At 43.1% G+C, this 25,599-nt stretch carries 23 protein-coding genes and 1 pseudogene; 20 read left to right on the forward strand and 4 right to left on the reverse strand.

Annotation, left to right across the window (positions count from 1 at the left end; all coding sequences use genetic code 11):
- Positions 1-4 precede the first annotated feature (4 nt).
- From E5A76_RS08875 to fdx, 6 genes are all read left to right on the forward strand, one after another.
- A complete protein-coding gene (locus E5A76_RS08875) occupies positions 5-1,219 on the forward strand; it encodes an IscS subfamily cysteine desulfurase (RefSeq protein ID WP_053987141.1) in 1,215 nt (404 codons plus the stop codon).
- A gap of 33 nt (positions 1,220-1,252) precedes the next feature.
- Positions 1,253-1,639: a Fe-S cluster assembly scaffold IscU gene (gene iscU / locus E5A76_RS08880; protein WP_053987140.1), complete on the forward strand. Its 387-nt coding sequence runs from the start codon at positions 1,253-1,255 to the stop codon at positions 1,637-1,639.
- Between the two features lie 18 nt (positions 1,640-1,657).
- Positions 1,658-1,981, forward strand: a complete 324-nt coding sequence (gene iscA, locus E5A76_RS08885; RefSeq protein ID WP_023931415.1) for an iron-sulfur cluster assembly protein IscA — start codon at positions 1,658-1,660, stop codon at positions 1,979-1,981.
- A gap of 86 nt (positions 1,982-2,067) precedes the next feature.
- Positions 2,068-2,583: a co-chaperone HscB gene (hscB, locus tag E5A76_RS08890; RefSeq protein ID WP_161118699.1), complete on the forward strand. Its 516-nt coding sequence runs from the start codon at positions 2,068-2,070 to the stop codon at positions 2,581-2,583.
- 33 nt (positions 2,584-2,616) lie between these two features.
- The gene (gene hscA, locus E5A76_RS08895; protein WP_107279772.1) at positions 2,617-4,470 is read left to right on the forward strand and encodes a Fe-S protein assembly chaperone HscA; all 1,854 of its coding nucleotides are present in this window, start codon (positions 2,617-2,619) and stop codon (positions 4,468-4,470) included.
- A gap of 2 nt (positions 4,471-4,472) precedes the next feature.
- Positions 4,473-4,811, forward strand: coding sequence for an ISC system 2Fe-2S type ferredoxin (gene fdx, locus E5A76_RS08900; RefSeq protein ID WP_008987748.1), 339 nt, complete (start codon positions 4,473-4,475; stop codon positions 4,809-4,811).
- A gap of 36 nt (positions 4,812-4,847) precedes the next feature.
- On the opposite strand, the gene E5A76_RS08905 is transcribed toward fdx, so the two are convergent.
- A complete protein-coding gene (locus E5A76_RS08905) occupies positions 4,848-6,236 on the reverse strand; it encodes an IS4 family transposase (protein WP_161118716.1) in 1,389 nt (462 codons plus the stop codon).
- 178 nt (positions 6,237-6,414) lie between these two features.
- Between E5A76_RS08905 and iscX the strand changes: the two genes are divergently transcribed.
- From iscX to der, 12 genes are all read left to right on the forward strand, one after another.
- Positions 6,415-6,615, forward strand: coding sequence for a Fe-S cluster assembly protein IscX (gene iscX / locus E5A76_RS08910; protein WP_008987747.1), 201 nt, complete (start codon positions 6,415-6,417; stop codon positions 6,613-6,615).
- Between the two features lie 474 nt (positions 6,616-7,089).
- Positions 7,090-8,373, forward strand: a complete 1,284-nt coding sequence (gene pepB, locus E5A76_RS08915) for an aminopeptidase PepB (protein WP_161118700.1) — start codon at positions 7,090-7,092, stop codon at positions 8,371-8,373.
- Between the two features lie 77 nt (positions 8,374-8,450).
- Complete coding sequence (gene pepB, locus E5A76_RS08920) at positions 8,451-9,728, forward strand: aminopeptidase PepB (RefSeq protein WP_161118701.1); 1,278 nt, start codon at positions 8,451-8,453, stop codon at positions 9,726-9,728.
- A 52-nt stretch (positions 9,729-9,780) separates the two neighbouring features.
- The gene (ndk, locus tag E5A76_RS08925; protein WP_008987744.1) at positions 9,781-10,209 is read left to right on the forward strand and encodes a nucleoside-diphosphate kinase; all 429 of its coding nucleotides are present in this window, start codon (positions 9,781-9,783) and stop codon (positions 10,207-10,209) included.
- Positions 10,210-10,487: 278 nt separating this feature from the next.
- Positions 10,488-11,609, forward strand: coding sequence for a bifunctional tRNA (adenosine(37)-C2)-methyltransferase TrmG/ribosomal RNA large subunit methyltransferase RlmN (locus E5A76_RS08930; RefSeq protein WP_008987743.1), 1,122 nt, complete (start codon positions 10,488-10,490; stop codon positions 11,607-11,609).
- Between the two features lie 56 nt (positions 11,610-11,665).
- Positions 11,666-12,424: a type IV pilus biogenesis/stability protein PilW gene (pilW, locus tag E5A76_RS08935; protein ID WP_161118702.1), complete on the forward strand. Its 759-nt coding sequence runs from the start codon at positions 11,666-11,668 to the stop codon at positions 12,422-12,424.
- Entirely contained in the window at positions 12,414-13,454 is a 1,041-nt protein-coding gene (gene rodZ, locus E5A76_RS08940) for a cytoskeleton protein RodZ (RefSeq protein ID WP_161118703.1), read from the forward strand. The genes pilW and rodZ overlap by 11 nt, the downstream gene beginning before the upstream one ends.
- Before the next feature lie 15 nt (positions 13,455-13,469).
- Positions 13,470-14,591 (forward strand): flavodoxin-dependent (E)-4-hydroxy-3-methylbut-2-enyl-diphosphate synthase, encoded by a 1,122-nt coding sequence (gene ispG / locus E5A76_RS08945; RefSeq protein WP_008987740.1) that lies wholly within the window; start codon positions 13,470-13,472, stop codon positions 14,589-14,591.
- 96 nt (positions 14,592-14,687) lie between these two features.
- On the forward strand, positions 14,688-15,956 hold the full coding sequence (hisS, locus tag E5A76_RS08950; protein WP_008987739.1) for a histidine--tRNA ligase: 1,269 nt from the start codon (positions 14,688-14,690) through the stop codon (positions 15,954-15,956).
- A gap of 13 nt (positions 15,957-15,969) precedes the next feature.
- Entirely contained in the window at positions 15,970-16,581 is a 612-nt protein-coding gene (locus E5A76_RS08955; protein WP_008987738.1) for a YfgM family protein, read from the forward strand.
- Positions 16,582-16,592: 11 nt separating this feature from the next.
- Entirely contained in the window at positions 16,593-17,756 is a 1,164-nt protein-coding gene (gene bamB / locus E5A76_RS08960) for an outer membrane protein assembly factor BamB (RefSeq protein WP_161118704.1), read from the forward strand.
- Positions 17,757-17,933: 177 nt separating this feature from the next.
- The gene (gene der / locus E5A76_RS08965) at positions 17,934-19,436 is read left to right on the forward strand and encodes a ribosome biogenesis GTPase Der (protein ID WP_161118705.1); all 1,503 of its coding nucleotides are present in this window, start codon (positions 17,934-17,936) and stop codon (positions 19,434-19,436) included.
- A 120-nt stretch (positions 19,437-19,556) separates the two neighbouring features.
- Here the strand turns inward: der and E5A76_RS08970 are convergent, their stop codons facing one another.
- From E5A76_RS08970 to E5A76_RS08980, 3 genes are all read right to left on the reverse strand, one after another.
- Entirely contained in the window at positions 19,557-20,411 is an 855-nt protein-coding gene (locus tag E5A76_RS08970) for a co-chaperone YbbN (RefSeq protein WP_161118706.1), read from the reverse strand.
- A 488-nt stretch (positions 20,412-20,899) separates the two neighbouring features.
- Positions 20,900-21,727, reverse strand: a complete 828-nt coding sequence (locus tag E5A76_RS08975) for an SDR family oxidoreductase (protein WP_161118707.1) — start codon at positions 21,725-21,727, stop codon at positions 20,900-20,902.
- Entirely contained in the window at positions 21,724-22,338 is a 615-nt protein-coding gene (locus E5A76_RS08980) for an arylesterase (RefSeq protein WP_161118708.1), read from the reverse strand. The genes E5A76_RS08975 and E5A76_RS08980 overlap by 4 nt, the downstream gene beginning before the upstream one ends.
- A 100-nt stretch (positions 22,339-22,438) precedes the next feature.
- Between E5A76_RS08980 and E5A76_RS08985 the strand changes: the two are divergent.
- Together E5A76_RS08985 and E5A76_RS08990 are read left to right on the forward strand one after the other, a co-directional pair.
- Positions 22,439-23,026 (forward strand): annotated as a pseudogene (locus E5A76_RS08985) (ABC transporter ATP-binding protein); the annotation flags it as partial.
- The gene (locus E5A76_RS08990; RefSeq protein ID WP_161118710.1) at positions 23,016-25,487 is read left to right on the forward strand and encodes an ABC transporter permease; all 2,472 of its coding nucleotides are present in this window, start codon (positions 23,016-23,018) and stop codon (positions 25,485-25,487) included. The pseudogene E5A76_RS08985 and the gene E5A76_RS08990, both read left to right, overlap by 11 nt.
- Positions 25,488-25,599 lie beyond the last annotated feature (112 nt).

Below are 25,599 nucleotides of genomic sequence, written 5' to 3' on the forward strand. Positions count from 1 at the left end.
GAAAATGAAACTGCCAATATATTTTGATTATTCCGCTACTTGCCCTGTCGATCCTCGCGTTGCCGAGAAGATGATGCAGTGCTTAACTATGGAAGGTAACTTCGGTAACCCAGCTTCACGCTCTCACCGTTATGGTTGGCAGGCAGAAGAAGCAGTTGATGCTGCTCGTGAACATATCGCTGATTTAGTAAATGCAGATCCTCGTGAGATCGTATTTACCTCTGGTGCAACGGAATCAGATAACCTTGCAATTAAAGGTGCATCTCACTTTTATAGCAAAAAAGGTAAGCACGTTATTACCTGTAAAACAGAACATAAAGCGGTTCTTGACCCATGTCGTCAGCTAGAGCGTGAAGGTTTTGAGGTAACTTACCTTGAGCCAGAATCAAACGGTCTGATCGATCTAGCGAAACTTCGTGATGCTATGCGTGAAGACACAGTTCTTGTTTCAATTATGCACGTGAACAATGAAATTGGTGTGGTACAAGATATCGCAGCAATTGGTGAGCTTTGTCGTGAAAACAAAACTGTTTTCCACGTAGATGCGGCACAATCTGCTGGTAAACTACCGATTGATGTTCAAGAAATGAAAGTGGACTTAATTTCTTTCTCTGCACACAAAATTTACGGTCCAAAAGGCATTGGCGCACTATACGTACGTCGTAAGCCTCGTATTCGTCTTGAAGCACAAATGCACGGTGGTGGTCATGAGCGTGGTTTCCGCTCTGGTACGCTACCGACTCACCAAATCGTGGGTATGGGTGAAGCATTCCGTATTGCTAAAGAAGAAATGGAACAAGATTACAAGCACGCTGTTAAACTACGTGATCGCTTGCTAAAAGGCCTAGAAGGTATTGAAGCAATGTCTATCAACGGTGATCTTGAACAACGTGTTCCAAATAACCTAAATATTAGCTTTGCTTTCGTTGAAGGCGAATCGCTACTAATGGCATTAAAAGATCTTGCAGTATCATCGGGTTCAGCATGTACTTCTGCAAGTCTAGAACCTTCTTACGTACTACGTGCACTTGGTCTAAATGACGAACTAGCACACAGTTCTATTCGCTTCTCATTTGGTCGTTTCACCACAGAAGAAGAAGTGGATTATGCAGTATCTCAAATTAAAGGTGCGGTAGATAAGCTACGTGAAATGTCACCACTTTGGGATATGTATAAAGAAGGTATTGATTTAGACACAGTTGAGTGGGCACACCACTAATCTGCGGTTAGACTGATTTCGAGGAAATTTATCATGGCATATAGTGAAAAAGTCATCGATCATTATGAAAATCCGCGTAACGTGGGTTCATTTGACAAAGACGACAAAAATATCGGTAGCGGCATGGTGGGTGCACCAGCATGTGGCGACGTTATGAAACTTCAGATCAAAGTGACTGAAGATGGCATCATTGAAGATGCGAAATTTAAAACTTACGGTTGTGGCTCTGCAATCGCATCTAGCTCTTTGATCACTGAGTGGGTAAAAGGTAAAACGCTAGACGAAGCTGCAGCAATCAAGAACTCAGCGATTGCTGAAGAGCTTGAGCTACCACCGGTTAAGGTTCACTGTTCTATTCTTGCAGAAGATGCAATTAAAGCAGCAGTTAGCGATTACAAAAAGAAACACGAGCAAGAATAACTTTCTGAGGGTTGAGGTATGGCCATTACAATCACTGAAGCGGCTGCAAGTCGCGTATCGACTTTTTTAGCCAATCGTGGCAAAGGTCTTGGCCTACGCCTTGGGGTTCGTACTTCAGGATGTTCAGGAATGGCTTACATCCTTGAGTTCGTTGACGAACTTGACGAAGGTGATCAAGTCTTCGAAGAGAAAGGCGTTAAAATTATCGTTGATGCAAAAAGTTTAGTTTACCTTGAAGGGACTGAATTAGATTTTGCTAAAGAAGGTCTGAATGAAGGCTTTAAATTTAACAACCCTAACGTATCAAGCGAATGTGGTTGTGGTGAAAGCTTCAACGTATAAACGTTTTTAGTGTTTCAGTTAAACCTGATAGCTGATCGTCGCAGGCGAATTGGTTGTCAGGTTTAATTTTATAGATGGTCGCAAATATGAATCATTTCGAATTATTTGGATTACCTTTTCAGTTTGAACTGGACGGTAACCAACTTGCCACTCAGTTCCGTGAACTACAACGTCATTTTCATCCTGATAATTATGCGACAGCATCAGAGCGTGACCGCCTACTTGCCGTTCAAAAAGCAGCGCAAATTAACGATGCTTTTCAAACGTTAAAAAATCCGGTTTCTCGTGCTGAATATATGCTGGCCGAACGTAATGAAGATATTCGTGGTGAGCAAAAAACATTGCAAGATATGACGTTTTTGATGCAACAAATGGAATTGCGTGAAACATTAGAAGCGATCCCTGATTCATCAGATCCCGAAAGTGCATTGTTTGATTTTGAGCAACAAGCATCAGCGATGTATAAAGAGCACTTAGCCCAACTTACCGTATTATTAAATAACGAAAAGTGGGAAGAAGCTGCTGATGCGGTACGTAAATTAAAGTTTATTGTGAAATTGCGTGATGAAGTTGAGCGCCTTGAAGAGTCGCTATTCGATTAATCATCCATATTCGCTATTTAGATAGGAATGACAATGGCACTATTACAGATTGCTGAACCAGGTCAAAGTGCTGCACCGCATCAACATAAGTTAGCGGTGGGTATTGATCTAGGTACAACGAATTCATTGGTTGCTGCGGTGCGTAGTGGCGTTGCAGAAACATTAAATGATGCAGAAGGCCGTGCAATTTTACCTTCTGTTGTACATTTTGCTGACGAAGCTGTTTTAACTGGTGATGCCGCTCGCGCGTTTGCTCAACAAGATCCTGCAAATACTATTTTATCAGTTAAGCGTCTTATGGGACGTTCTCTTGCTGATATTGAGCAACGTTACCCACAACTGCCATACCAGTTTGAAGCATCAGAAAATGGCTTACCACAGTTAGTAACCCGTAGCGGTAAAGTTAACCCTGTTCAAGTTTCTGCTGAAATTCTTAAATCGCTCAGCCAACGTGCTGTAGATGCGTTAGGTGGCGAGCTTGAAGGTGTGGTGATCACTGTTCCTGCTTATTTTGATGATGCCCAACGTGCGGGTACTAAAGACGCAGCGAAATTAGCTAACCTAAATGTACTTCGCTTATTGAATGAGCCAACAGCGGCAGCGATTGCTTACGGCTTAGATTCTGGTCAAGAAGGCGTTATTGCGGTTTACGATTTAGGTGGCGGTACGTTTGATATTTCAATTCTACGTTTATCAAAAGGCGTATTTGAAGTATTAGCGACAGGTGGTGATTCAGCATTAGGTGGTGATGACTTTGACCACTTATTGGCAAATTGGATCCTAGAGCAAGCTAACTACACCGAAGCACTAACAGCACAACAGCGTCGTGCATTACAAGATGCAGCACAAGCGGCTAAAGTGGCGCTAACGGATGCTGATGTTGTAGCACTGGATGTATTGGGCTGGCAAGGTGAGATCAGCCGAGAGCAATTCAACACATTAATTCAACCATTAGTGAAAAAGACGCTGATGGCATGTCGCCGCGCATTAAAAGATGCCGATATCACGACAGATGAAGTGATTGAAACTGTGATGGTTGGTGGTTCAACACGTGTACCGCTAGTGCGTGAAATGGTGGGTGATTACTTTGGTAAAACGCCATTAACGTCGATTGACCCTGATAAAGTGGTCGCAATTGGTGCTGCGATTCAAGCGGACATTCTAGTGGGTAACAAGCCTGATTCAGACATGTTACTGCTTGATGTGATTCCGTTGTCGCTGGGTATTGAAACCATGGGCGGCATGATTGAGAAAATCATCCCTCGTAATACCACTATCCCTGTTGCCCGCGCACAAGAATTTACCACCTTTAAAGATGGCCAAACGGCAATGTCTGTTCACGTTGTTCAAGGTGAGCGTGAGATGGTAGATGATTGTCGTTCACTAGCACGTTTTACCCTTCGTGGTATTCCGGCAATGGCAGCAGGCGCTGCACATATCCGTGTGACATACCAAGTGGATGCTGATGGTTTATTGTCTGTAACGGCAATGGAGAAGAGCAGCGGCGTACAATCTTCAATTCAAGTTAAGCCTTCTTACGGTTTATCTGAAGATGAAATCGCAACCATGCTGCGTGACTCAATGACCTATGCACAAGATGATAAAGACGCGCGTGCATTGGCTGAACAACAAGTTGAAGCCGATCGTGTACTAGAAGGTTTGATCACAGCACTTGCTGCAGATGGTGATACTTTATTAAGTGCAGATGAACGTGCAGAATTAGAAGCAATAATGATGGAACTGGTTCAATTGCGTCAGGGTACAGATACCCGAGCAATTGAAGCTGGAATTAAAAAAACAGACAAAGCGAGCCAAGAATTTGCCTCACGTCGAATGGATCAATCTATTCGTCGAGCATTGGCTGGTCAGTCTATTGATGAGGTTTAAGCATGCCTAAGATTGTTGTACTTCCCCACGAAGACCTATGCCCAGAAGGTGCAGTATTAGAAGCTGAAGCGGGTGAAACTGTCCTTGATGTAGCGTTACGTAACGGCATTGGTATTGAACATGCGTGTGAAAAATCTTGTGCATGTACTACTTGTCACGTAGTGATCCGTGAAGGCTTTGATTCACTAGAAGAAAGTGATGAATTAGAAGATGATATGCTAGATAAGGCATGGGGTCTTGAGCCTGAATCGCGTCTTGGCTGTCAAGCACGTGTTGCAGATGAAGATTTAGTGGTGGAAATTCCACGCTACACGCTAAACCTTGCGTCTGAAAATCACTAAGTTGTAAAAAAGGCTGCCTGAGGGTCTGTCTCTTGATCACAAGTCATTGTGTTCAAGAGACTTAGCTAATTCATATCCTTCAAGGATGGTTTGTAACCTAAACCATCCTTGCCATAATGTCTTTATAGAAGCACGACCTGTCCGCTTGGTATCTTTCCAACCTCCTAACTGGGCTATGCCTCTGTAAGCCCATGATATATTCGGCGCGTCTTTCGGCAACGCTTTCTTCTCCAATTTTAACCACATGAGCTTCCACGACTTACCTTTTAACACCAATTCACAACTGTTATTGGATAACGCTTCAGATTCGTTCATAAACCTTAGCTGGAGTAAACGAGTGGCAATAAAAGCCAAAATAACACTGAGCCTTTCTAAGTTATCTTTACTTTGCATTCTCAATTGTTCAACTTGCGTGCCTTCACTTTTCCAAACCTTGTGAAAATCTTCTATCAGCCAACGACGCTCATAATAACTGACGATTTTAAGTGCTTCTTCTTTATTTGTTACTGGCTCTGATGTCAGTAAATGCCACGCGAGTTTATCGTCACTTTCACCTTGCTCTATACATCCGACATAGTAGAGATGAATATTATCGAACTCTTTTTTATTGGCGGGAGACTTAAGTGTCACGGGGGCATATTTGATGTCTAGATGAGCCGTGCGGGACTTACGACCGCCTTTTTGCGGTATTTTTAGCTCTTTGCTTCCTGCTGATAACAACTTGGAAGCGTAGTCATAAAGACGATTATCATGCTCCTCAATACAGCGACTTTGCATTGAACGAACGATATATCGTTGTTGTTGCTCGTGCTTGTAAGTGAGGTACTCGAATAAATCGGCTTCTCTATCACACACAGAAATAATATCTGACATTTTATCGCCTAGTCGCTCTGCGACATGTCGAGATGCTTGTTCCCATTTATAACTTTCTTTTTCTTTGTACGGTCGAGTTGCGTGCTGGTGTCTTTGACCACGTTTTTCAATATCTCGTGTCCAGCGTTGCTGTTCGATTAAACCAACTACAGTGTGAGTTTCGGGAGCAAAAAGCAAGGTTGAGTGAACGAACATTGCTCGGTGTCGATTACCTTGATTAGAGTGCCCGAGATCATCTCGTATGCTGCGATGTGAATAACTTAGCGAAGTAGTATCTTCTAATGCAAGCAGTGTTTGTTGCTCTAAAGCTTCTTGTGCTGTGACATAAAATCCGGCTTCTGCAATATCTTCTGCTTTGATTTGTTCATTACGAATAAAACGATAAGCCCCTTCCATATCGGCTGGGGAGATGATGAGTTTTGAGACAGGTATACCAGGTTGCTCAGCCAGTGAGGCCGCTAGAGTGACGAGTCTTTGAGTTCGTCTTGGGTCATTAAGATCGGCTTGACCGAATTGTTTTTGTGTCCAAAGAGTGGGTTCTATATAGGTCATCATAATCATCCTTATCATTGCTTAGATGATCAGATCATGAAACATAAAATTAGTTCAAAAAAAATCCCCAAGCATTGGCTTAGGGATTTGTGTATAAGAGACAGGCCTGAGGGTAGTCTTTTTTTTCATCTCAGCGTTATTATTAAGTGACTTATCAAGACATGAAGAAGGAAGAGTTATGAGCTTGAAATGGACAGATTCACTCGATATCGCCATTGAACTATTTGAAAAGTATCCCGATATTGATCCCACACAAATCCGTTTTACTGAGTTACGTGAATGGATCCTCGCGTTAGATGAGTTTGATGATGAACCAAGCCATTGTAGTGAAAGGGTATTAGAAGCCGTACAAATGTGTTGGATTGAAGAAGCTGAATAGTAAGGCTATTTAAAAGAGAAGCATCTAATTGATTGTAAACAATTTAATTAGGTGCTTTTTTGTTTTCTCCTCCAGTGAGAATTGCTAATTCTTCTCTTTATTGCATTGCAATTATCTCGCTTTACCCCCATAACTATCTATACCCAAGTGACTTCAATATGCTTGATTCAGAGCGAAGTCACTGAGTTGAATTCAAGGAAGGCAACGAAGCGGAATAGCGAGCTCTTTCCAAGTTGTCTGACGCAAGAAGTCGGCTCAGTGACACGCTCCCAAAGGGCGAGCGTCCTTAGCTCTCAGACTTTGTTAACGATTCTCAATATAGAACCACTATATCTACGAATCGTTGCCGCGCCTGAGAACTAAGGTCGTCTCGCTGAACACTGCATTTTGAAGTTACTTGGGTATACATATTCAAAACGACAACGAGTTTATTTCTTTAGCATGCTCATTGTTGCTACATTCAAGGAGTTTTAAATGTCGACGATCATGGCTGTTTCTCTTTCTCAACAGGCAGCGGATGCCCAATGGGGTAATAATGCGTTAGTCAGTTTTGGCCCTGAAGGTGCAGTTGTGCATCTAACAGAAAATGACACTTTGGGTAATCTTCAGCGTGCAGCGCGTAAGTTAGATGCGCAAGGCATTAAGCAGGTTACGCTTTCTGGCGAAGGTTGGGATTTAGAAAAGGTGTGGGCATTTATCCAAGGTCACCGTAACTCTAAACCGGGTAATACTGTTACATGGCCTGCGCTAAGTGACAGTGATGAAGCTGAGCTTACAGCACGTTTAAAAGCGACTGAGTGGGTACGCGAAATCATTAATCAACCTGCAGACGTGGTACGCCCATCACAGTTAGCGGCACGTGCGGGTGAGTTTATTAAATCTCTTGCGCCAGAACATGTGACCTACAAGATCATTAAAGGTAATGATTTATTAGATGAAGGCTGGAATGGTATTCATGCTGTAGGCCGAGGTTCAGATCACCGTCCTGCAATGCTTCGCCTTGATTACAACCCAACAGGGGATGCAGATGCACCAGTCTTTGCATGTTTAGTAGGTAAAGGTATTACATTTGATTCTGGTGGTTACAGCATCAAACCGTCTGGCGGTATGACAGCAATGAAAGCTGACATGGGCGGTGCTGCACTAGCAACTGGCGGTTTAGCATTAGCGATGGCACGTGGTTTAAATAAGCGCATTAAATTAGTGCTGTGTTGTGCAGAAAACATGATTTCAGGTCGCGCATTAAAACTTGGCGATATTATTAAGTACAAAAACGGTACAACAGTTGAAATTTTAAATACCGATGCTGAAGGGCGTTTAGTCTTGGCTGATGGTTTGATTTACGCCAATAGCCAGAATCCAGAGATTGTGATTGATTGCGCAACCTTAACCGGTGCTGCGAAAATGGCATTGGGTAATGACTACCACGCATTATTGAGTTTTGATGCTGAGTTATCACACCAGGCATTAACTGCCGCTGCTGAAGAAAATGAAGGTATGTGGCCGCTGCCGTTAGCGGATATGCACCGTAACATGCTGCCATCTAATTTTGCCGATCTTGCTAATATCTCTAGTGGTGAGTTTATGCCTGGCGCAAGTACTGCGGCAGCGTTTTTGTCATACTTCGTTGATGATTATAAGAAAGGCTGGATGCACATAGATGCTAGTGGCACTTTTCGTAAGAGCGCCAATGATCAGTGGTCAGCGGGTGCAACAGGTATGGGTGTAAGAACACTTGCAAATATTCTAACTAAATAAGTCACGCCTTAATATTAAAAGCCTTCTTACTGCAAGAAGGCTTTTTGCATTATCAGAATAAGAAAGGAAATCACATCATGCTCAATGTGTATCTATCAAATGAAGAAGCTAATGGCCCTTGGGGATTAAATTCACTGTTAAGTTACGAGTCAGACAGTGCAACAGTGCACTATCGTAGTGATTTTCCACTGCGTCGCATTCAACAAGCGGGCCGTCAAATTCAGTCGCAAGGTGCACTGGCTGTTCGCCTGGTTGGTGAAGGTTGGAACTATGAACGTCAATGGGCGTTCTATTGTGGTTTTGCAGCAACCATGGCACATGTTGATATTCAATGGGCGTCGATTGATGAGGATGAGTTAGAGCTATTAAATGCCCGCCGTCAGTGTTCAGATTGGTTACGTTCTATGGTGAACGCCACTCCTGAAGATATGTACCCTCAAAAACTAGCGCAAGAAGCGGTAAGTTTTCTTAAAAACATTGCTGGCGATAACATCCATGCCGAAGAAATTGTTGGCGAAGAGCTGCTGGCTGATGGTTGGATTGGTATTCATAGCGTAGGTCGTGGTAGTACTCGACCACCGGTCATGCTAACGGTTGATTACAACCCAACAGGGGATCCTAAAGCGCCAGTATCTGCGTGTTTAGTTGGTAAAGGGATCACTTTCGATTCAGGTGGTTACAGTATAAAGCCAAGTGCAGGCATGGTAACAATGAAGTGTGATATGGGTGGTGCTGCGACTGTAACGGCAGCACTTGGCTATGCTATTGAGCAAGGTTTGTCCCAACGTGTGAAGCTGATCTTATGTTGTGCCGAAAACCTTGTATCAGGTAACGCTTATAAGCTTGGTGATGTGCTAAGTTATAAAAATGGTGTTACGGTGGAAATCGTAAATACCGATGCCGAAGGGCGTTTAGTGTTGGCTGATGGTTTAATTGCAGCCTCAGAGACAGGCGCACCACTTATCATTGATGCCGCAACATTAACTGGGGCTGCGATGGTAGCCGTGGGAAGTGACTATAATGCTATCTTTGGGTTAGATAAGCCATTATTACAACAAGCACAGCAATTATCTGAATTGGTGAATGAGCCGGCATGGCCGTTACCATTGGAAAAATGGCATCAGGAATATTGCCCATCGCCTTATGCAGATACTGCCAATAGCCGAGTACAAAAAGGCGGTGGTATGGGAGGCGCATCAAATGCTGCGGCATTCTTATCGCGTTTTGTGGATACAGAAAATAGCCGTTGGATCCATTTCGATTTGGCAGCAAGTTTCCGTGATGGTGCTGATCCGCGCTGGGCTGCTGGCGCAACGGGGTTAGGTCTTGCTAATATTGCTGGTTTGTTGCTGTAACTAACATTTTTTGTTTGTTGGAAGCAATAAGACTCAAAAGGAAACGATAATAATGACAATCGAAAGAACTTTCTCAATCGTAAAACCAGATGCGGTAAAGCGTAACTTAATCGGTGCGATCTACCAGCGTTTTGAAAATGCAGGATTGAAAATTGTTGCTGCCAAAATGGTGCATTTAGACAGTGCAAAAGCACAAGGTTTTTACGCTGAGCATGAAGGTAAACCTTTCTTTGATGACTTGGTGGCATTCATGACTTCAGGTCCTGTGATGGTACAAGTGTTAGAAGGCGAAAATGCGATCGTGCGTTACCGTGAATTAATGGGTAAAACAAACCCAGAAGAAGCGGCGTGTGGCACTATTCGTAGTGATTTTGCATTAAGCATGCGTCATAACTCTGTACATGGTTCTGATAGCCCAGAATCTGCAGCGCGTGAAATTGCCTACTTCTTTGCTGAAGATGAAATTTGCCCACGAGGCTAATTAATGGTTAAAAATCTATGACGAGCAATGTTAAGCAGATGGCTTAGGTTTTAGCGAAAGAATAGATTAATCATGTTTTTAACGGGAAGCTTAGGCTTCCCGTTGTTGTCTGTGGCGTTTTTAAATTGGCAACACTAGAATAACCATAGAGTGAACATGTGGAAACCATGCCGTAAAGGCTGTACAATTTCGCGCCTTAAACCCGAGATAATCACGTCTGCATTTAATACCTGATTATTTAGGCGCAGCAATAGTCATTTTTAGTGAGGCACCAACCGATGACAACTGTCAAAATCAATCTGCTGGATTTCGATCGCAAAGGTCTGCGTAAATACTTTGCCGAAGAACTTAATGAGAAGCCATTCCGTGCAGATCAGATCATGAAATGGATTTATCATTTCGGTTGTGATGACTTCGATCAAATGACCAACATCAACAAAAAGCTGCGCGAGAAATTAAAGCGTGTTGCTGAAATTCGTGCGCCTTATGTTTCTGAAGCGCAACACTCAGCTGACGGTACCATCAAATGGGCGATGCGTGTTGGTGATCAAGACGTTGAAACGGTTTACATTCCTGATGAAGATCGTGCAACGCTATGTGTTTCATCACAAGTAGGTTGTGCATTGGAATGTAAATTTTGCTCAACGGCACAGCAAGGCTTTAACCGTAATTTACGTGTATCTGAAATCATTGGTCAGGTATGGCGTGCGGCGAAAGAAATCGGCGTACAAAAAGAAACGGGTCGTCGTCCAATTACTAACGTTGTAATGATGGGTATGGGCGAGCCATTATTAAATATGAAAAACCTGATCCCTGCATTAGAAATTATGCTTGATGATCTAGGTTTTGGTTTATCAAAGCGTCGTGTAACTGTATCAACATCAGGTGTAGTATCAGGCCTTGAGCAAATGATCGGTAACATTGACGTGGCACTTGCTATTTCATTGCACGCACCAACAGATGAACTACGTTCGCAAATCATGCCAATCAATAACCGTTGGGATATTGAAACATTTTTGGACGCAGTTCGCCGTTATGTGAATTCAACGAATGCGAACCGTGGTCGAGTAACGGTAGAATATGTATTGTTGGATCATGTTAATGACGACATGGAACATGCGCGTCAATTAGCGAAGGTATTAAAAGATACACCAGCGAAAATTAACTTAATTCCGTTTAACCCGTACCCAGGTTCACCATATAAGAAGCCAAGCAATTCTCGTATTGACCGTTTTATGAAAACACTGATGGAATACGATTTTACAGTCACTGTTCGTAAAACGCGTGGTGATGATATTGATGCTGCTTGTGGTCAGCTAGTTGGTGATGTCATCGACCGTACCAAGCGCACCCAAGCTAAATTGAATGCGGGTGAACAAATTGCAGTAAAAGCGGTCTAAAAACAGACTTCTATAAATAACTGCGTAATTTCACATGGATGTTGAGGTGAGCAAAAATGATGCGATGGAGCGTATACCCACTATTGTCATGCCTGTTATTTACAGGCTGTGCCACAGTAGAAGTGGCAGATAATGGTAGAGAATTTGATGCTAAAGCTGCCTCAGAAGCGAGATTAAACCTCGGCCTGAATTATTTAAAAGAGGGTCAGTGGGAACGTGCACGAGAAAATTTGGAACTAGCGTTAAAGTATGATCCATCCTACTACCGTGCACAAAACGCAATGGCTTATTATTATCAGAAAGTTGGTGATAAAGACGCTGCAGAAAAGATGTACAAACAAGCATTAAGATATTCACCTAAAAATGGCGATGTCTTAAACAACTATGGTGTATTCTTGTGTAGTGAAGGGCGCTACGATGAAGCCATTGCCGCTTTTGTTAGAGCGATTGAACAACCTTATTATTATTTGATTTCGGCAAGTTATGAAAACGCAGGCTTATGTAGTCGTAAGCAGGGCAATTTAGAAGCCGCAACGGGTTATTTTGAAAATGCGCTTGCCCATGACCCGAATCGTCCGAGATCTATGTTGCAACTGGCGCAAGTTGAGATTGAGACCAACAATTTTAAAGATGCTCGCGTACAGTTATTCAAATTTAATAAGAGATATGGGTACACAGCAGACAGTTTGTGGTTACTCATTCAGTTGGAAAAACAAGCTGGACGTTTAACTCAGGCAAACAAATACGCTATTTTGCTGAAAGAGAAATACCCAGATTCTCTGCAATATCAGAATTATTTGGCCAATGAATACTGAAAATAACGAAGAACAAAAAATAACAGAAGGGAATCAGCTTCCTGGTGACGTATTGCGTCAAGCTCGAGAGCAACTTGGCTATTCACAAAAGGATATTGCTAACCGTCTAAGGTTACGTCTTTCTGTTATTGATGACATTGAAAACAACCGTTTTGATCAAGCCCAACTAGCCACGTTTACGCGTGGCTATGTGCGTTCATACGCAAAATATGTGGGTTTAGAAGAAAATGCTGTTCTTGCTCTGTTGGATAAATGCGGTCACGCCAAGCCAAAAGCACAAGAAATGCAGAGTTTCTCTCGCCGAACTAAACGTGAAGCACATGACAGCCGTATTATGGGACTCACTTGGATCCTTGCGGCTGTTTTTGTAGGTGTGACCGCTGTTTGGTGGTGGCAGAACATCCATCTTGATCAAAATACCAATGCTTTAAACACAACCGCAGATCAAACTGTTGCTCATGAAAAACAAGAGCAGGGTGAAGATTCGGCGATTGTGACAACCTTAACAAATGATGATGCAACCATCAGCGTAACGAAACCTGCGACGGTGGATACCAATGTTGATCATTCCGCGACAACGGATACTACAGTGCAGCCAGCAGAAGCAACGGCAACAACGCCTACAAGCACTGAATCAACAACATCAAACGCGGCACAAACGGCAGCACCGACTTCTGATCCTTCAACAGCAACACCTGCTGACAGTGCTAATGCTCCAGCGACAACCGCTGAAGCGACGACTGCAACAACAGATGCAATGCCAGCTGAAACAACAGAGCAAAACGCTGATGCTCCTCAGCTTCAGTTAGCTTTTTCTGCCGATTGTTGGATTGATGTCCGTGACGCGACTGGTAAGCGATTAGACTCTGGTATTAAGAAAGCCGGTCAAGTTTTAGATTTAGAAGGTAAAGCACCATTTCGCGTTCGACTTGGCGCACCAAGTGCCGTTAAAATTAACATCAAAGGTCAACCTTTTGATTTAAGTCGTTACCCAGCATCTAAGCCAGTAACGCTTAAGTTGCCGCAGTAATTTAGAGAAAGAGCAATGCATAACGAATCACCAATTATACGCCGTCAATCGAGCCGAATTTACGTAGGTAATGTGCCTATTGGCGATGGTGCACCTATCGCCGTTCAGTCGATGACCAACACGCGTACAACAGATGTCGAAGCGACTGTTGCACAGATCAAGGCATTAGAAAAAGTTGGTGCTGATATTGTCCGTGTTTCTGTACCGACAATGGATGCAGCGGAAGCATTCAAAGTGATCAAACAACAAGTCAATGTACCGCTTGTTGCTGATATTCATTTTGATTACCGCATTGCACTTAAAGTTGCAGAATATGGCGTAGATTGTCTGCGTATTAACCCAGGTAATATCGGTCGTGAAGATCGTATTCGCGCTGTGGTTGAATGTGCTCGTGACAAGAACATTCCTATTCGTATCGGCGTTAACGGTGGCTCTTTAGAAAAAGATATTCAGCAGAAGTACGGTGAACCTACACCGCAAGCTTTAGTTGAATCAGCAATGCGTCACGTAGAAATTTTAGATCGTCTGAACTTTGATCAATTCAAAGTTAGCGTAAAAGCCTCTGATGTTTTCCTTGCTGTTGAATCTTACCGTTTACTAGCAAAGCAAATTGTTCAGCCTCTTCACCTTGGTATCACTGAAGCGGGTGGTGCGCGTGCAGGTTCTGTTAAATCTGCGGTTGGTCTAGGTATGCTTCTAGCGGAAGGTATCGGTGATACATTACGTATTTCTCTTGCAGCTGATCCGGTTGAAGAAATCAAAGTTGGTTTTGATATCTTAAAATCACTGCGCATCCGTTCTCGTGGCATCAACTTTATTGCTTGTCCAACATGTTCACGCCAAGAGTTTGATGTGATCGGTACTGTTAATGAGCTAGAGCAACGTCTCGAAGATATCGTGGTACCAATGGATGTTTCAGTGATTGGTTGTGTAGTAAACGGTCCAGGTGAAGCAGAAGTTTCTCATTTAGGTATTGCAGGCGGTAACCGTAAGAGTGCTTTCTATGAAGACGGTATCCGTCAAAAAGAGCGCTTTGATAACGACAATGTGATTGATCAGCTTGAGAGTAAAATTCGAGCAAAGGCATCAATGTTAGATCAAAACAACCGCATTGATGTAAAACAACAAGATATATAATCAAAAAACCATGCTCATAATGATTGAGCATGGTTCACTATTTCATAAAGACATTATATATTCGATTCCAATTCCCAGCGGTTAACGAGAATAAACGTGGCGAAACAAATTCAAGCAATTCGAGGCATGAACGACTGCCTTCCAACACAATCTCCACTTTGGCAAAAAGTCGAAGGTACTGTTAAACAAGTGATCAGTGCATACGGTTATAACGAAATTCGTATGCCGATTGTTGAATCAACACATTTGTTTAAACGTGCGATCGGTGAAGTGACCGACGTTGTTGAAAAAGAAATGTACACTTTTGAAGATCGCAATGGCGATAGCCTAACACTGCGCCCTGAAGGTACAGCAGGTTGTGTGCGTGCTGGTATTCAAAATGGTTTGCTATACAACCAAGAACAGCGTCTTTGGTACATTGGTCCAATGTTCCGTCATGAGCGCCCACAGAAAGGTCGTTACCGTCAGTTCCACCAAGTAGGTGTGGAAGTATTTGGTCTTAACGGTCCTGATATCGACGCTGAACTTATCATGATGACTGCACGTCTATGGCGTGAGTTAGGTATTCATGAACACGTTCGTCTAGAGTTGAACTCAATCGGCTCATTAGAAGCGCGTGCAGAATACCGTAAAGCATTAATTGCTTTCCTTGAGCAACACTTAGATGTGCTTGATGAAGATGCAAAACGTCGCATGTACACCAATCCATTACGTGTACTAGATACTAAGAATGCAGCTATTCAAGAAATCCTAGTTGATGCGCCTAAGCTTTCTGAGTACTTAGATCCAGAATCTAAAGAACACTTTGACGGTTTATGTGAACTATTAGACGCTGCTGGCATCAAATACCAAGTAAATGAACGTCTTGTACGTGGTTTAGACTACTATAACCGTACTGTATTTGAGTGGATCACAGAGAGCCTTGGCGCACAAGGTACTGTTTGTGGTGGCGGTCGTTACGATGGTCTAGTTGAACAACTAGGTGGTAAAGCGACACCTTCTGTTGGTTTTGCAATGGGTCTTGAGCGCCTAGTATTACTAATGGAAGCACTAGAACAAGACGAAGTTCGTCGTTCAGTAGACGTTTACGTGGTAACAGCGGGTGAAGGTACACTGGCTGCAGGTATGACACTGGCTGAGAAGCTACGTACTGAAGTATCAGGTTTACGTGTAATGACGCACTTTGGTGGCGGTAACTTCAAGAAGCAATTTAAGCGCGCAGACAACGTTGGCGCAGCTGTTGCATTAGTTCTTGGGGAAAATGAAATTGCTGAAAACACCGTAGTGGTAAAAGACTTACACGGCGGTGAGCAGACGACCATGGCACAGGATGAGGTTGCTGCAAAACTGGCAGCACTGATTTAAGAGAGGACAGGAAGTGAACGACTACGCCACAGAAGAACAACAGGTTGAAGCGATTAAATCGTGGTGGCAAGAGAACGGCAAAGCCGTTGTTCTAGGTGCCGTGATTGGTTTAGGTGGTCTTTGGGGCTGGCGTTACTACCAGTCTGAAGTACATGCTGCAAAACACGTTGCATCGGATAGCTACACACAAGTTGTTTCTGCGCTTGATGAAAACAGCAAAGACGCAGTCGCTGAAGCGAAAACATTTATTGATGCCAACAAAGGCAGTCAATACGCAGTGCTTACAGCATTACAGCTAGCAAAAGTTCAGGTTGAGAATAAAGATCTGAATGGCGCTGTTGAGCAACTTCAATGGGTGCTTAACAATACTAAAGACGAAGCGATTCTACCTTTAGCAACAACACGTTTAGCTCGTATTTATGCAGAACAGCAAAAATTTGATGAAGCATTGGCTGAACTTAAGAAAGTAACAGTACCAAGCTGGAAATCAAAAGTTGCTGAACTACGTGGTGATATTTTGCTACAAAAAGGCGATATCACAGGCGCACGTGAAGCTTATGTAGAAGCTCAGCAAGACGGTTCATCACCTGCATTGCAAATGAAGCTTGATGATTTAGCGCAATAAGGCAGATGACGATGCAAAAAGTGTTAAAACGTGTTTTAGCCGTTGCTGTTGCAGTAAGTGTGCTATCAGGTTGTGCGAGTGAAGTTGATTCAATTAAAATGGCACCATTGCCAAAAGTTGATAATACTTTCACACCAAAAACAGATTGGAGCCGTAGCGTCGGTGATGGCGTAAATGGCTACTACTCAAAACTAACGCCTGCTGTAGGTTTGGATAAAGTTTTCGTTGCTGACCGTGCAGGTCTTATCGAAGCACTAAACCCAGCAACAGGTAAAGTTGAGTGGGAAACCGATCTTGAAGGCGACAACAGTGCGAAGCTTTCTGGCGGTTTAGTATTAGGTGATGGCAAAGTTTTTGTTGGCACTGAAAATGCGAAAGTTATCGCATTAGATGCTGAAACAGGTAAAGAAGTTTGGCGTACAACGGTTGCTGGTGAAGTATTAGCAAAACCGCTTGTTGCTGATGGTTTAGTTGTTGTAAATACCAGCAGTGGTGTATTACAAGCACTAGATGTTGAAACTGGCACGTCAAAATGGCAAGTAAGCAACGAAGTACCAACCTTGACACTACGTGGTGATAGCTCACCTGTCGCTGTTTCTGGTGGTGTATTCTGGGGCTTAGCAAACGGTCGTTTAGCGGGCGCATTAATGTCTGATGGTCGCCTGCTGTGGCAACAATCAATTGCTGCACCAAAAGGCTCAACAGAAATTGATCGCTTAGTTGATGTTGATGCTTCTCCTGTTATTGCTGGTGATCGTCTATTTGCAGTGGGTTACAACGGTACATTAGTATCAATCGATCTACGTTCTGGACAAATTGTTTGGAAACGTAACTATTCTTCAGCAACAAACTTTATTGTTGATGGTAGTGAGCTATTCTTAGTAACAGCGAAAGATCATGTTGTAGCAGTCGATGCACGTAGCGGTACTGAGTTATGGCAAAACACAGATCTACAATACCGTCAGTTAAGCGCACCTGCGATGATTGATGGCTATGTAGTGGTGGGTGATGCTGAAGGTTACCTACACTGGCTAGATACTCAGAACGGCGAGTTCGTTTCACAAGAGAAAATTGACAGCAGTGGTATTGCTGTACCGCCTGTCGCACTAGACAATAATGGCTTTATTGTTGTGACCCGTGATGGTGAAATCAACAAAATGCAAATACCGCAATAAATCGGTATAATGTCGCTAGATTAAATTTGTCGGCTCCAACTGCGATAAGTAGTTGGAGCCGTTGTTGTTATATCCGTTGTAGATATTATTGTCGGATGAAGGCTTATAAAAATATAGGCTGGAGGCAAGAATGAACGGTAAGAATGTCAATAAGACTATGAAAAGTAAGAGGTAGTTATGATTCCTGTTGTTGCCCTAGTCGGGCGCCCGAACGTGGGTAAATCGACGCTATTTAATCGTCTTACTCGCACAAGGGATGCACTTGTTGCTGACTTTCCTGGCTTAACTAGGGATCGTAAATACGGTAGAGCAGAGCTAGAAGAGCACGAATTCATTGTTATCGATACCGGCGGTATTGATGGTACTGAAGAAGGCGTTGAAACAAAAATGGCTGAGCAGTCATTAGCAGCGATTGAAGAAGCTGATGTTGTTCTGTTCCTTGTTGATGGTCGTGCAGGCTTAACGTCTGCTGATGAAGCGATTGCTAAGCATTTACGTAGCCGTGAAAAGCCTACCTTCCTTGTTGTAAACAAGGTTGATGGTATTGATGCAGATAGCGCATGTGCTGAATTCTGGAGCCTAGGTGTTGATGCAATGTACCAAATTGCAGCAGCGCAAAACCGTGGTGTAACTGCATTAATGGAGCGTGCACTAGCGCCGTTTGCAGAAAACATGAAAAAAGCAGAGCTTGCTGAAGGTGAAGAGCCTGAAGTTTCAATTGAAGATTTAACTTCTGTTGAAGACATCGAGAAAGCGAACCTTTCTGAAGAAGATGCGGAAGCGGCTTACAAACGCCTACAAGAGCAACCAATTAAGATGGCGATCATTGGTCGTCCAAACGTTGGTAAATCAACGCTAACTAACCGTATTCTCGGTGAAGAGCGCGTGGTTGTTTACGATATGCCGGGAACGACGCGTGATTCTATCTACATTCCAATGGAGCGTGATGGTCAAGAGTACGTTCTGATCGATACTGCGGGTATCCGTCGTCGTAAGAACATGCACCAAGCGGTAGAGAAGTTCTCTGTTATTCAAACGCTAAAAGCAGTTGAAGATGCAAACGTTGTATTGCTAGTTATCGATGCGCGCGAAAACATTTCAGATCAAGATCTAAGTTTATTAGGTTTTGCGCTAAATGCAGGTCGTTCATTGGTTATCGCTGTGAATAAGTGGGATGGTTTGGATAACGACGTGAAAGAGCGTGTTAAATCTGAGCTAGATCGCCGTTTAGGTTTCGTTGACTTTGCACGTATTCACTTCATTTCTGCACTTCACGGTACAGGCGTGGGTCACTTATACGAGTCAGTGATTGAAGCGTACCAATCTGCAACTAAGCGTATTAGTACCTCTCTACTAACACGTATTATGCAAATGGCACAAGACGATCACCAGCCACCAATGATCCGTGGTCGCCGTGTGAAATTAAAATATGCGCACGCAGGTGGTTACAACCCACCAATTATCGTGGTTCACGGTAACCAGGTGAATGAACTGCCGGGCTCTTATAAGCGTTACCTAATGAACTACTACCGTAAGTCATTAGAAATGATGGGTACACCAATTCGTATTCAATTTCAGAACAGCGAAAACCCATTTGAAACCAAGAAGCAAAAGCTAACGGTTTCTCAAGAGCGTCAACGTAAGCGTCTAACGAATGCACTACGCGATCGTAAGAAGTAATTTACTGCGTTAAGCGAATACGAAAAAGCCCGATATGCTAACTCTATGTAGTTAAAGCGTATCGGGCTTTTTAATATCAGCTGTTTGTATTTAGTTGCTGATACCTAATTAAATAAGTAATTAATACATTAATGAGTAAAGCTGACGACGGTAAGATGCCGCCATTGGGTTGCCTTGACCTAATGCAGTTAAAATATCCATCATGGTCTTCTTCGCGTTACCCTCTGAATAGTTCATGTCTTTGCGTAGAATCGCAATCAATAGCTCTAACGCTTCTTCATTACGGTTCACTTGGCTATATTGAATCACTAATTCATAACGTAGTTCTACGTTATCAGGATCAGCTGCTAACTTTTGCTCAAGCTGTTGGATCTCTGGTGAATTACCTGCTTGTTTGTGTAGTTCTAATCTCGCCACTAAGCTCTTATAGTGTGCATCTTGATCTTGCATAGGAATCGTAGCAAGGATCGGCTCTGCTTCATCAAATAGCGCCGTTTCAATTAAACATTCAGCAATCGCTAAATTGACCAAACTATCGTTTGGTTGCGTAGCTGCAAGTTGGCGCAGTAGCGGTAGGGCTTGAGCGTAATCTTTATTATCAACCAATACTAATGCTTGTTTTAATGCCAGTTCTTCTTGGCTTGGCAAATGGCGGGTTAGCATTTCACGTAGACTTTGCTCGGTTTGTGGACCTGCAGAGCCATCGGTTGGTTGACCGTTTTTAAATAGCGCGACTGTTGGTAAGCCGCGAACACCAAACTGCGATGCCACCATTTGTTGGGTTTCACAGTTTAATGTTGCCAGAACAAATTGCCCTTGGTATTCACGGGCAAGTTTTTCAAGTGTGGCGTTAACTTCTAGCGTTTCAGGCATCGATGGCGCCCAAAAGCTGATAACAACAGGCGTTTGCATTGACTGCTCAATAACCTGTTGCAGATTTTGTTCGTTAATTTCTAGCGCTGTATTTTGGTACATGTAATTCGATCCATTGGCTATTTGAAGGCTATATCAAATATATGGGGATGAATCGATGTGGATCAAGCAGCTATCGTTGAAAAGCATGAGTCGAGATAGCGAAAAGTAAAAAATGCTCAAGTGAGTGATTCACTAGAGCATTAATTACCAAATGTCAGTAAAAGAGCAAGGGTGATACAAGCACAAAGTAAGTTAATTTGGCGCAACGTCATACATACACCTTTTGAGCTATGAAGAAAAACTAACCAAGAGAGTTAGCTTAAGAGATGTTGCTACTTTACGTTGCTTATATGACAGTAATATTACGTCTTATGATTTTTGTCGCTTAGTCGATCCTCAAAGAGGATATGGGCTATTTATGACACTTTAGTTACTAAATAATAGCTATTTATTATTATTCTAATTTTATAAATGTTGTTTTTATCACCAATTTTAACAGAGTGATAATGCTGCTTAAAATACCTAATATTAAGCAGCGAGATGATGGTTTAGTTGCTTTTTATCAATAGTTTATCAAGTAATGATGTCGGTAATATACGGCGCAAGAAACCAAAAATGTAGGTCGGTTGTGTCACGTAATAGCGTGATTTTGGGTGAGAGCTATTAATGACGTCTAATAATGGGCATAATACGGCATCAGGTTTTAAGGTGAACTTATTAGTCACTTCTTCTTTTCCAAGGCGAGATAGGGTGTCTTGGTAGTTGTCATAATGGCGAGACTTCTCCATATCAATATGACGTTCAAACATGCGCTTTGCATTAGCTCGAAATTGGCTTTCAATTGGTCCCGGCTCAATGAGTGAAATCGTAATTGGGGTATTGGCGAGTTCTAAACGTAAGGTATCGGTATAACCTTCAATGGCAAATTTGCTGGCGTTATATGCGCCACGGTATTTCATCGCAACCAAACCAAGCACGGAGCTGTTTTGCACAATCTTGCCGCGGCCTTGGGCAAGCATCAGTGGGATCACTTGTTTAGTCAGTTCATGCCAACCAAAGAAATTCGCTTCAAACTGCTGACGTAGGGCAGATGTTGGTAAATCTTCCAATGCGCCCGGTTGTCCGTAAGCGGCATTATTGAATAACACATCAATCGAACCGCCTGTTATAGCAAGCGCTTGTTGTAAACCATCTGTGATGGATTGTTCAGACGTGACATCCAATTGAACACAGCGAATGCCTTCTTGCTTAAGCCTTTCTACATCTTCTGTTTTGCGGCAACTGGCAACCACATTGAAGCCTTGCTCGGTCAGTGCTTTCGCACAGTAATAACCAATACCAGAGCTACATCCGGTAATTAAAATAGATTGTGTCACTGTGCGCTTTCCTTGTTGAGATAAGGTTGAAGGTGTTTTGCCATAAACTGAGCAATAAGTGGTTGTGCTTCTGCGGTTGGGTGCAGACCATCTTTCATCATCAGCTCTGGTTTGACAATAATATCAACCAGAAAAAAGGGTAATAAAGGTACATTAGTTGCTTCGCTTAATGACGGATAAGTATTACGAAACAGCTCGTTATAGCGTTTGCCATAATTAGGTGGGACTTCAATTTGCATTAATAGCGGCTGTGATCCCACTTTTTCGATCTCAGTGATCATTTGGCTGAGGTTATTACGTAATATTTTAGGGTGGAAGCCACGTAAACCGTCATTCGCACCTAATTCGATTAAAACAAAATCCGGTTTATGTTGTTTTAGTAATTTAGGTAATCGCGCAAGACCGTTACCACTGGTATCACCAGAGATACTCGCATTTATTACCGTTGTTGGCTGTGCTTGTTGTGCTAATAAAGGGGGAAGCAGTGCAGGCCAGCTTTTTTCTGCTGGCATCTGGTAACCGGCACTGAGGCTATCGCCAAGGATTAACAGTGTTTGACTCAATGCGGTGGATGAAAACACCAGCATCAACAATGAAAGGATTCGTATCATGTCTGTCTCCGTAATTAAAGCGCACTCTGTATCAAAACAGGTCACGACTACCTTGTCGCCGATGACTATTTTGCAGGATGTTTCGCTTGAGGTCGAGCAAGGTGAATCTATTGCTCTTGTCGGTGTCTCTGGTGCAGGTAAGTCAACCTTGATGACATTACTGGCAGGGCTTGATGTGCCGACACAAGGTGAAATAGAGCTGCTTGGTCATAACCTTTCTACGTTAGATGATGAGCAACGCGCTCAACTTCGTAGTGAATCTATTGGTTTTGTATTTCAAAACTTCTTATTACTCCCAACGTTGAATGCGCTGGAGAACGTTACCTTGCCGTGTCTGATCCAAGACAATGAAGTAGACATTGAGCGAGCAAAAGAATTGCTTGCGGTTGTGGGATTAAAAGGGCGAGAAACGCACTTACCAAGCCAATTATCAGGCGGAGAGCAACAACGCGTCGCGCTAGCTCGTGCATTTATGATCAAACCTAAAATCTTGTTTGCTGATGAGCCAACGGGAAACCTTGATCAGCACACCGCAGCAATGATCATTGAGCTACTGTTTGAACTTAATAAAAACAGCGGTACAACACTGGTGCTTGTCACCCATGACGATGCGTTAGCGGCTCGTTGCGATCGGGTAATGCGATTAGATAACGGCAAACTTGCGAGGGATGAACGTCATGCTAAGTGATCCTCTTTCTATGAAAAAACGTCCATTCTTTTTGCGTTGGGCGTGGCGTGAAATCCGCCAAGGACAATTGTGGTTAGTCACCTTGGCTCTGAGCTTAATTATTGCCTGTGTGTTTGCATTATCGGCATTGGTAAGCCGAGTTGAAGGGATCATAGTTTCGCAAGGTCGCTCTGCGTTAGCCGCAGACATGGTATTGCGATCTTCTCAAGCGGTCGATCTTGAGTTGCTATCAATCAAAGATGTAATCACTTCACAGCAAACCCGTTTCGGTACTATGGCATTTAGCGATAACGGTATGCAGTTAGTCAGTGTTAAAGCTGTTGATGCGAAATTTCCATTACGTGGCGATTTACGATTACAAGCGACAGATCAGTCTGTGCAGCATCATGTGAAGCCCGGTGAGTTGTGGTTATCAGAACGCTTATTTTCACTACTTGATGTCAAAGTGGGCGATACGCTAATGGTGGGTGATGGTGAGCTAACCATCAGTGGGCGAATCTTAGAAGATCCCGAGCTTTCTTTTAATCCTTTTAGCCAAATGCCAGCCGTCCTAATTAATAACCAAGACATTGCAGCTATTGGTGGAATTCAAGAAGGCAGTAGACTTAGTTATCGTTATTACTTCTCAGGTTCAGATTCAGCATTAGCTGATATTCGTAAACAATTTTCGCTAACACCGAGCCAACGTTGGTTAACTGAAAACGACGCAGGGCGCAGCGGTGATTTTATTGAACGAGCAAGGCAATACCTATCACTGACTTTAGTGCTAGTGGTACTCATGGCATCTGCAACTTTAGTGCTTACATGTCAGCATTATGCCGCAACCCGCATTACCTCTGTTGCGATGATGAAAAGCCTTGGCGCAAGTCGCCGTTTCCTCTGGCGATGGTTATTACAACAAATTGCGGTCGTGTTTTCAGTTGCCATTGGCGTGGGTTTAATCTTGGGCTTTTGGCTTGAATGGTTACTGCGCTATCCATTGCAACAATTGCTGCCTGATGAATTACCGAGCATTGGTTTTGCGCCGTTAGTGATCAGCTTATTATTGGCGTTATTTATCTCATTGCCTGCATTGGGTATTCCGCTGTCTCGCTTGGTCAATGCATCTGCTATGAATACGGTACAAGCAACCCAAGTATCAACTGCTAAATTCTCACCTGTTTGGCTGTTACTGATTTTTCCGGTACTGGCAGCCGTTGCATGGATTGGTACTAACCTGTTTGTTTGGCTTACCTTATTGGGCATGGTTGCACTGTTAGTGTTGCTGGCTTTAGTTGGCATCGCAGCGATCGCATTACTTAAGAAGATTAAGTTTGGCTCTGCTTATGCGTTGGCGTTAAGTCGTGTCAATCGTAGTAAAGCGAAAACTGCGACACAATTGGCGGCATTAACCTGTTCGTTAATGCTATTAGCCGTGATTGGCTTACTGCGTAACGAGCTACTGGCGGATTGGAAAAAGACCTTACCTGCTGATGCGCCTAACGTGTTTGCAATTAATATTGCGCCCGAGCAGCAACAAGCCTATTTAGCTTATTTAGATGCGAATCAATTGGCCCGTTCTGATGGCTATCCTGTAACCCGTGGGCGATTAGTTGCGATTAACGAGCAACGTTTTTATTCAACAGAAGACGAAAGTCAAAGTGATGCATTAGTAGAGGCATCTTCTAACAGTAATTCAGAACGCGATCCCGCATTAAGACGAGAGCTTAACTTCACATGGGCAGAAACCTTACCAAGTCATAATGATGTGATAACAGGTAAGTGGGGAGATAACTCTGGTGTTTCTGTGGAGTCGGGTATTGCGAAACGCCTAAATATTAATTTGGGTGATAAGTTAGCTTTTACTGTTGGTGGGTTAGAGTTTAACGCCACAGTAAACAGCATTCGTGATGTAGAATGGCGTAATATGAAGCCGAATTTCTATTTCATTTTCACTCCAGATGTATTGCAGTCGTTTCCTGCTACATGGTTAGTGAGTTTTCGCATAAACGATCAGCAAAGTGATTTACTCAATACCTTAGCTGAAAATTACCCAACCGTGAGTGTGCTTGATTTGCGTATGATGGCGACACGCATTCAAGGCTTGTTAACTCAAGTGAGTTGGTCACTGACGGTATTAGCTGGCTTAGGTGTTTTGAGTGGATTGCTGTTAATCATGACCTTATTGCGCTTGAGTATTTCAGAGCGTCAAACCGAAATTCAGCTTTATCGTACACTCGGTGCAAGCCGAAAACGCATTGCCACTACCTTGTGGTTTGAATATGGCATTATTGCGTTATTAGCAGGCATTATTGCAGCAATTGGCGCTGAATTTGTTGTCGGCTTGCTGGTGGTGAAAGGCTTTGAACTGCCGTTTACCTTGCACCCATTAATGTGGTTAGGCTTACCTGTGCTGGCAATAGGGCTGGTGTATTTAGTGTCACGCTCGCAGATCAAGAAGCTGTTGTTGCCATTGCGATAGTTTTAATTTTATTCATTTGAGAATCGCGATTCATAGCGTTTTGCTAAATGATTCACATAATTATCCCTTCAAAAAGTGTGTGAATACTTGTTATGTTACAGTGAGCATATTG

It is taken from the genome of Photobacterium lucens, from assembly GCF_009873615.1.
Lineage (GTDB): Bacteria > Pseudomonadota > Gammaproteobacteria > Enterobacterales > Vibrionaceae > Photobacterium > Photobacterium lucens.

Coding starts and splice junctions, on each gene's coding strand:
- E5A76_RS08930 (WP_008987743.1), top strand. CDS start 10,488: ATGACAACTGTCAAAATCAATCTGCTGGATTTCGATCGCAAAGGTCTG.
- E5A76_RS08970 (WP_161118706.1), bottom strand. CDS start 20,411: ATGTACCAAAATACAGCGCTAGAAATTAACGAACAAAATCTGCAACAG.
- E5A76_RS08980 (WP_161118708.1), bottom strand. CDS start 22,338: ATGATACGAATCCTTTCATTGTTGATGCTGGTGTTTTCATCCACCGCA.
- pepB (WP_161118700.1), top strand. CDS start 7,090: ATGTCGACGATCATGGCTGTTTCTCTTTCTCAACAGGCAGCGGATGCC.
- iscU (WP_053987140.1), top strand. CDS start 1,253: ATGGCATATAGTGAAAAAGTCATCGATCATTATGAAAATCCGCGTAAC.
- pilW (WP_161118702.1), top strand. CDS start 11,666: ATGATGCGATGGAGCGTATACCCACTATTGTCATGCCTGTTATTTACA.
- iscA (WP_023931415.1), top strand. CDS start 1,658: ATGGCCATTACAATCACTGAAGCGGCTGCAAGTCGCGTATCGACTTTT.
- hscA (WP_107279772.1), top strand. CDS start 2,617: ATGGCACTATTACAGATTGCTGAACCAGGTCAAAGTGCTGCACCGCAT.
- der (WP_161118705.1), top strand. CDS start 17,934: ATGATTCCTGTTGTTGCCCTAGTCGGGCGCCCGAACGTGGGTAAATCG.
- rodZ (WP_161118703.1), top strand. CDS start 12,414: ATGAATACTGAAAATAACGAAGAACAAAAAATAACAGAAGGGAATCAG.
- E5A76_RS08875 (WP_053987141.1), top strand. CDS start 5: ATGAAACTGCCAATATATTTTGATTATTCCGCTACTTGCCCTGTCGAT.
- hscB (WP_161118699.1), top strand. CDS start 2,068: ATGAATCATTTCGAATTATTTGGATTACCTTTTCAGTTTGAACTGGAC.
- ispG (WP_008987740.1), top strand. CDS start 13,470: ATGCATAACGAATCACCAATTATACGCCGTCAATCGAGCCGAATTTAC.
- E5A76_RS08990 (WP_161118710.1), top strand. CDS start 23,016: ATGCTAAGTGATCCTCTTTCTATGAAAAAACGTCCATTCTTTTTGCGT.
- iscX (WP_008987747.1), top strand. CDS start 6,415: ATGAGCTTGAAATGGACAGATTCACTCGATATCGCCATTGAACTATTT.
- bamB (WP_161118704.1), top strand. CDS start 16,593: ATGCAAAAAGTGTTAAAACGTGTTTTAGCCGTTGCTGTTGCAGTAAGT.
- ndk (WP_008987744.1), top strand. CDS start 9,781: ATGACAATCGAAAGAACTTTCTCAATCGTAAAACCAGATGCGGTAAAG.
- fdx (WP_008987748.1), top strand. CDS start 4,473: ATGCCTAAGATTGTTGTACTTCCCCACGAAGACCTATGCCCAGAAGGT.
- E5A76_RS08905 (WP_161118716.1), bottom strand. CDS start 6,236: ATGACCTATATAGAACCCACTCTTTGGACACAAAAACAATTCGGTCAA.
- pepB (WP_161118701.1), top strand. CDS start 8,451: ATGCTCAATGTGTATCTATCAAATGAAGAAGCTAATGGCCCTTGGGGA.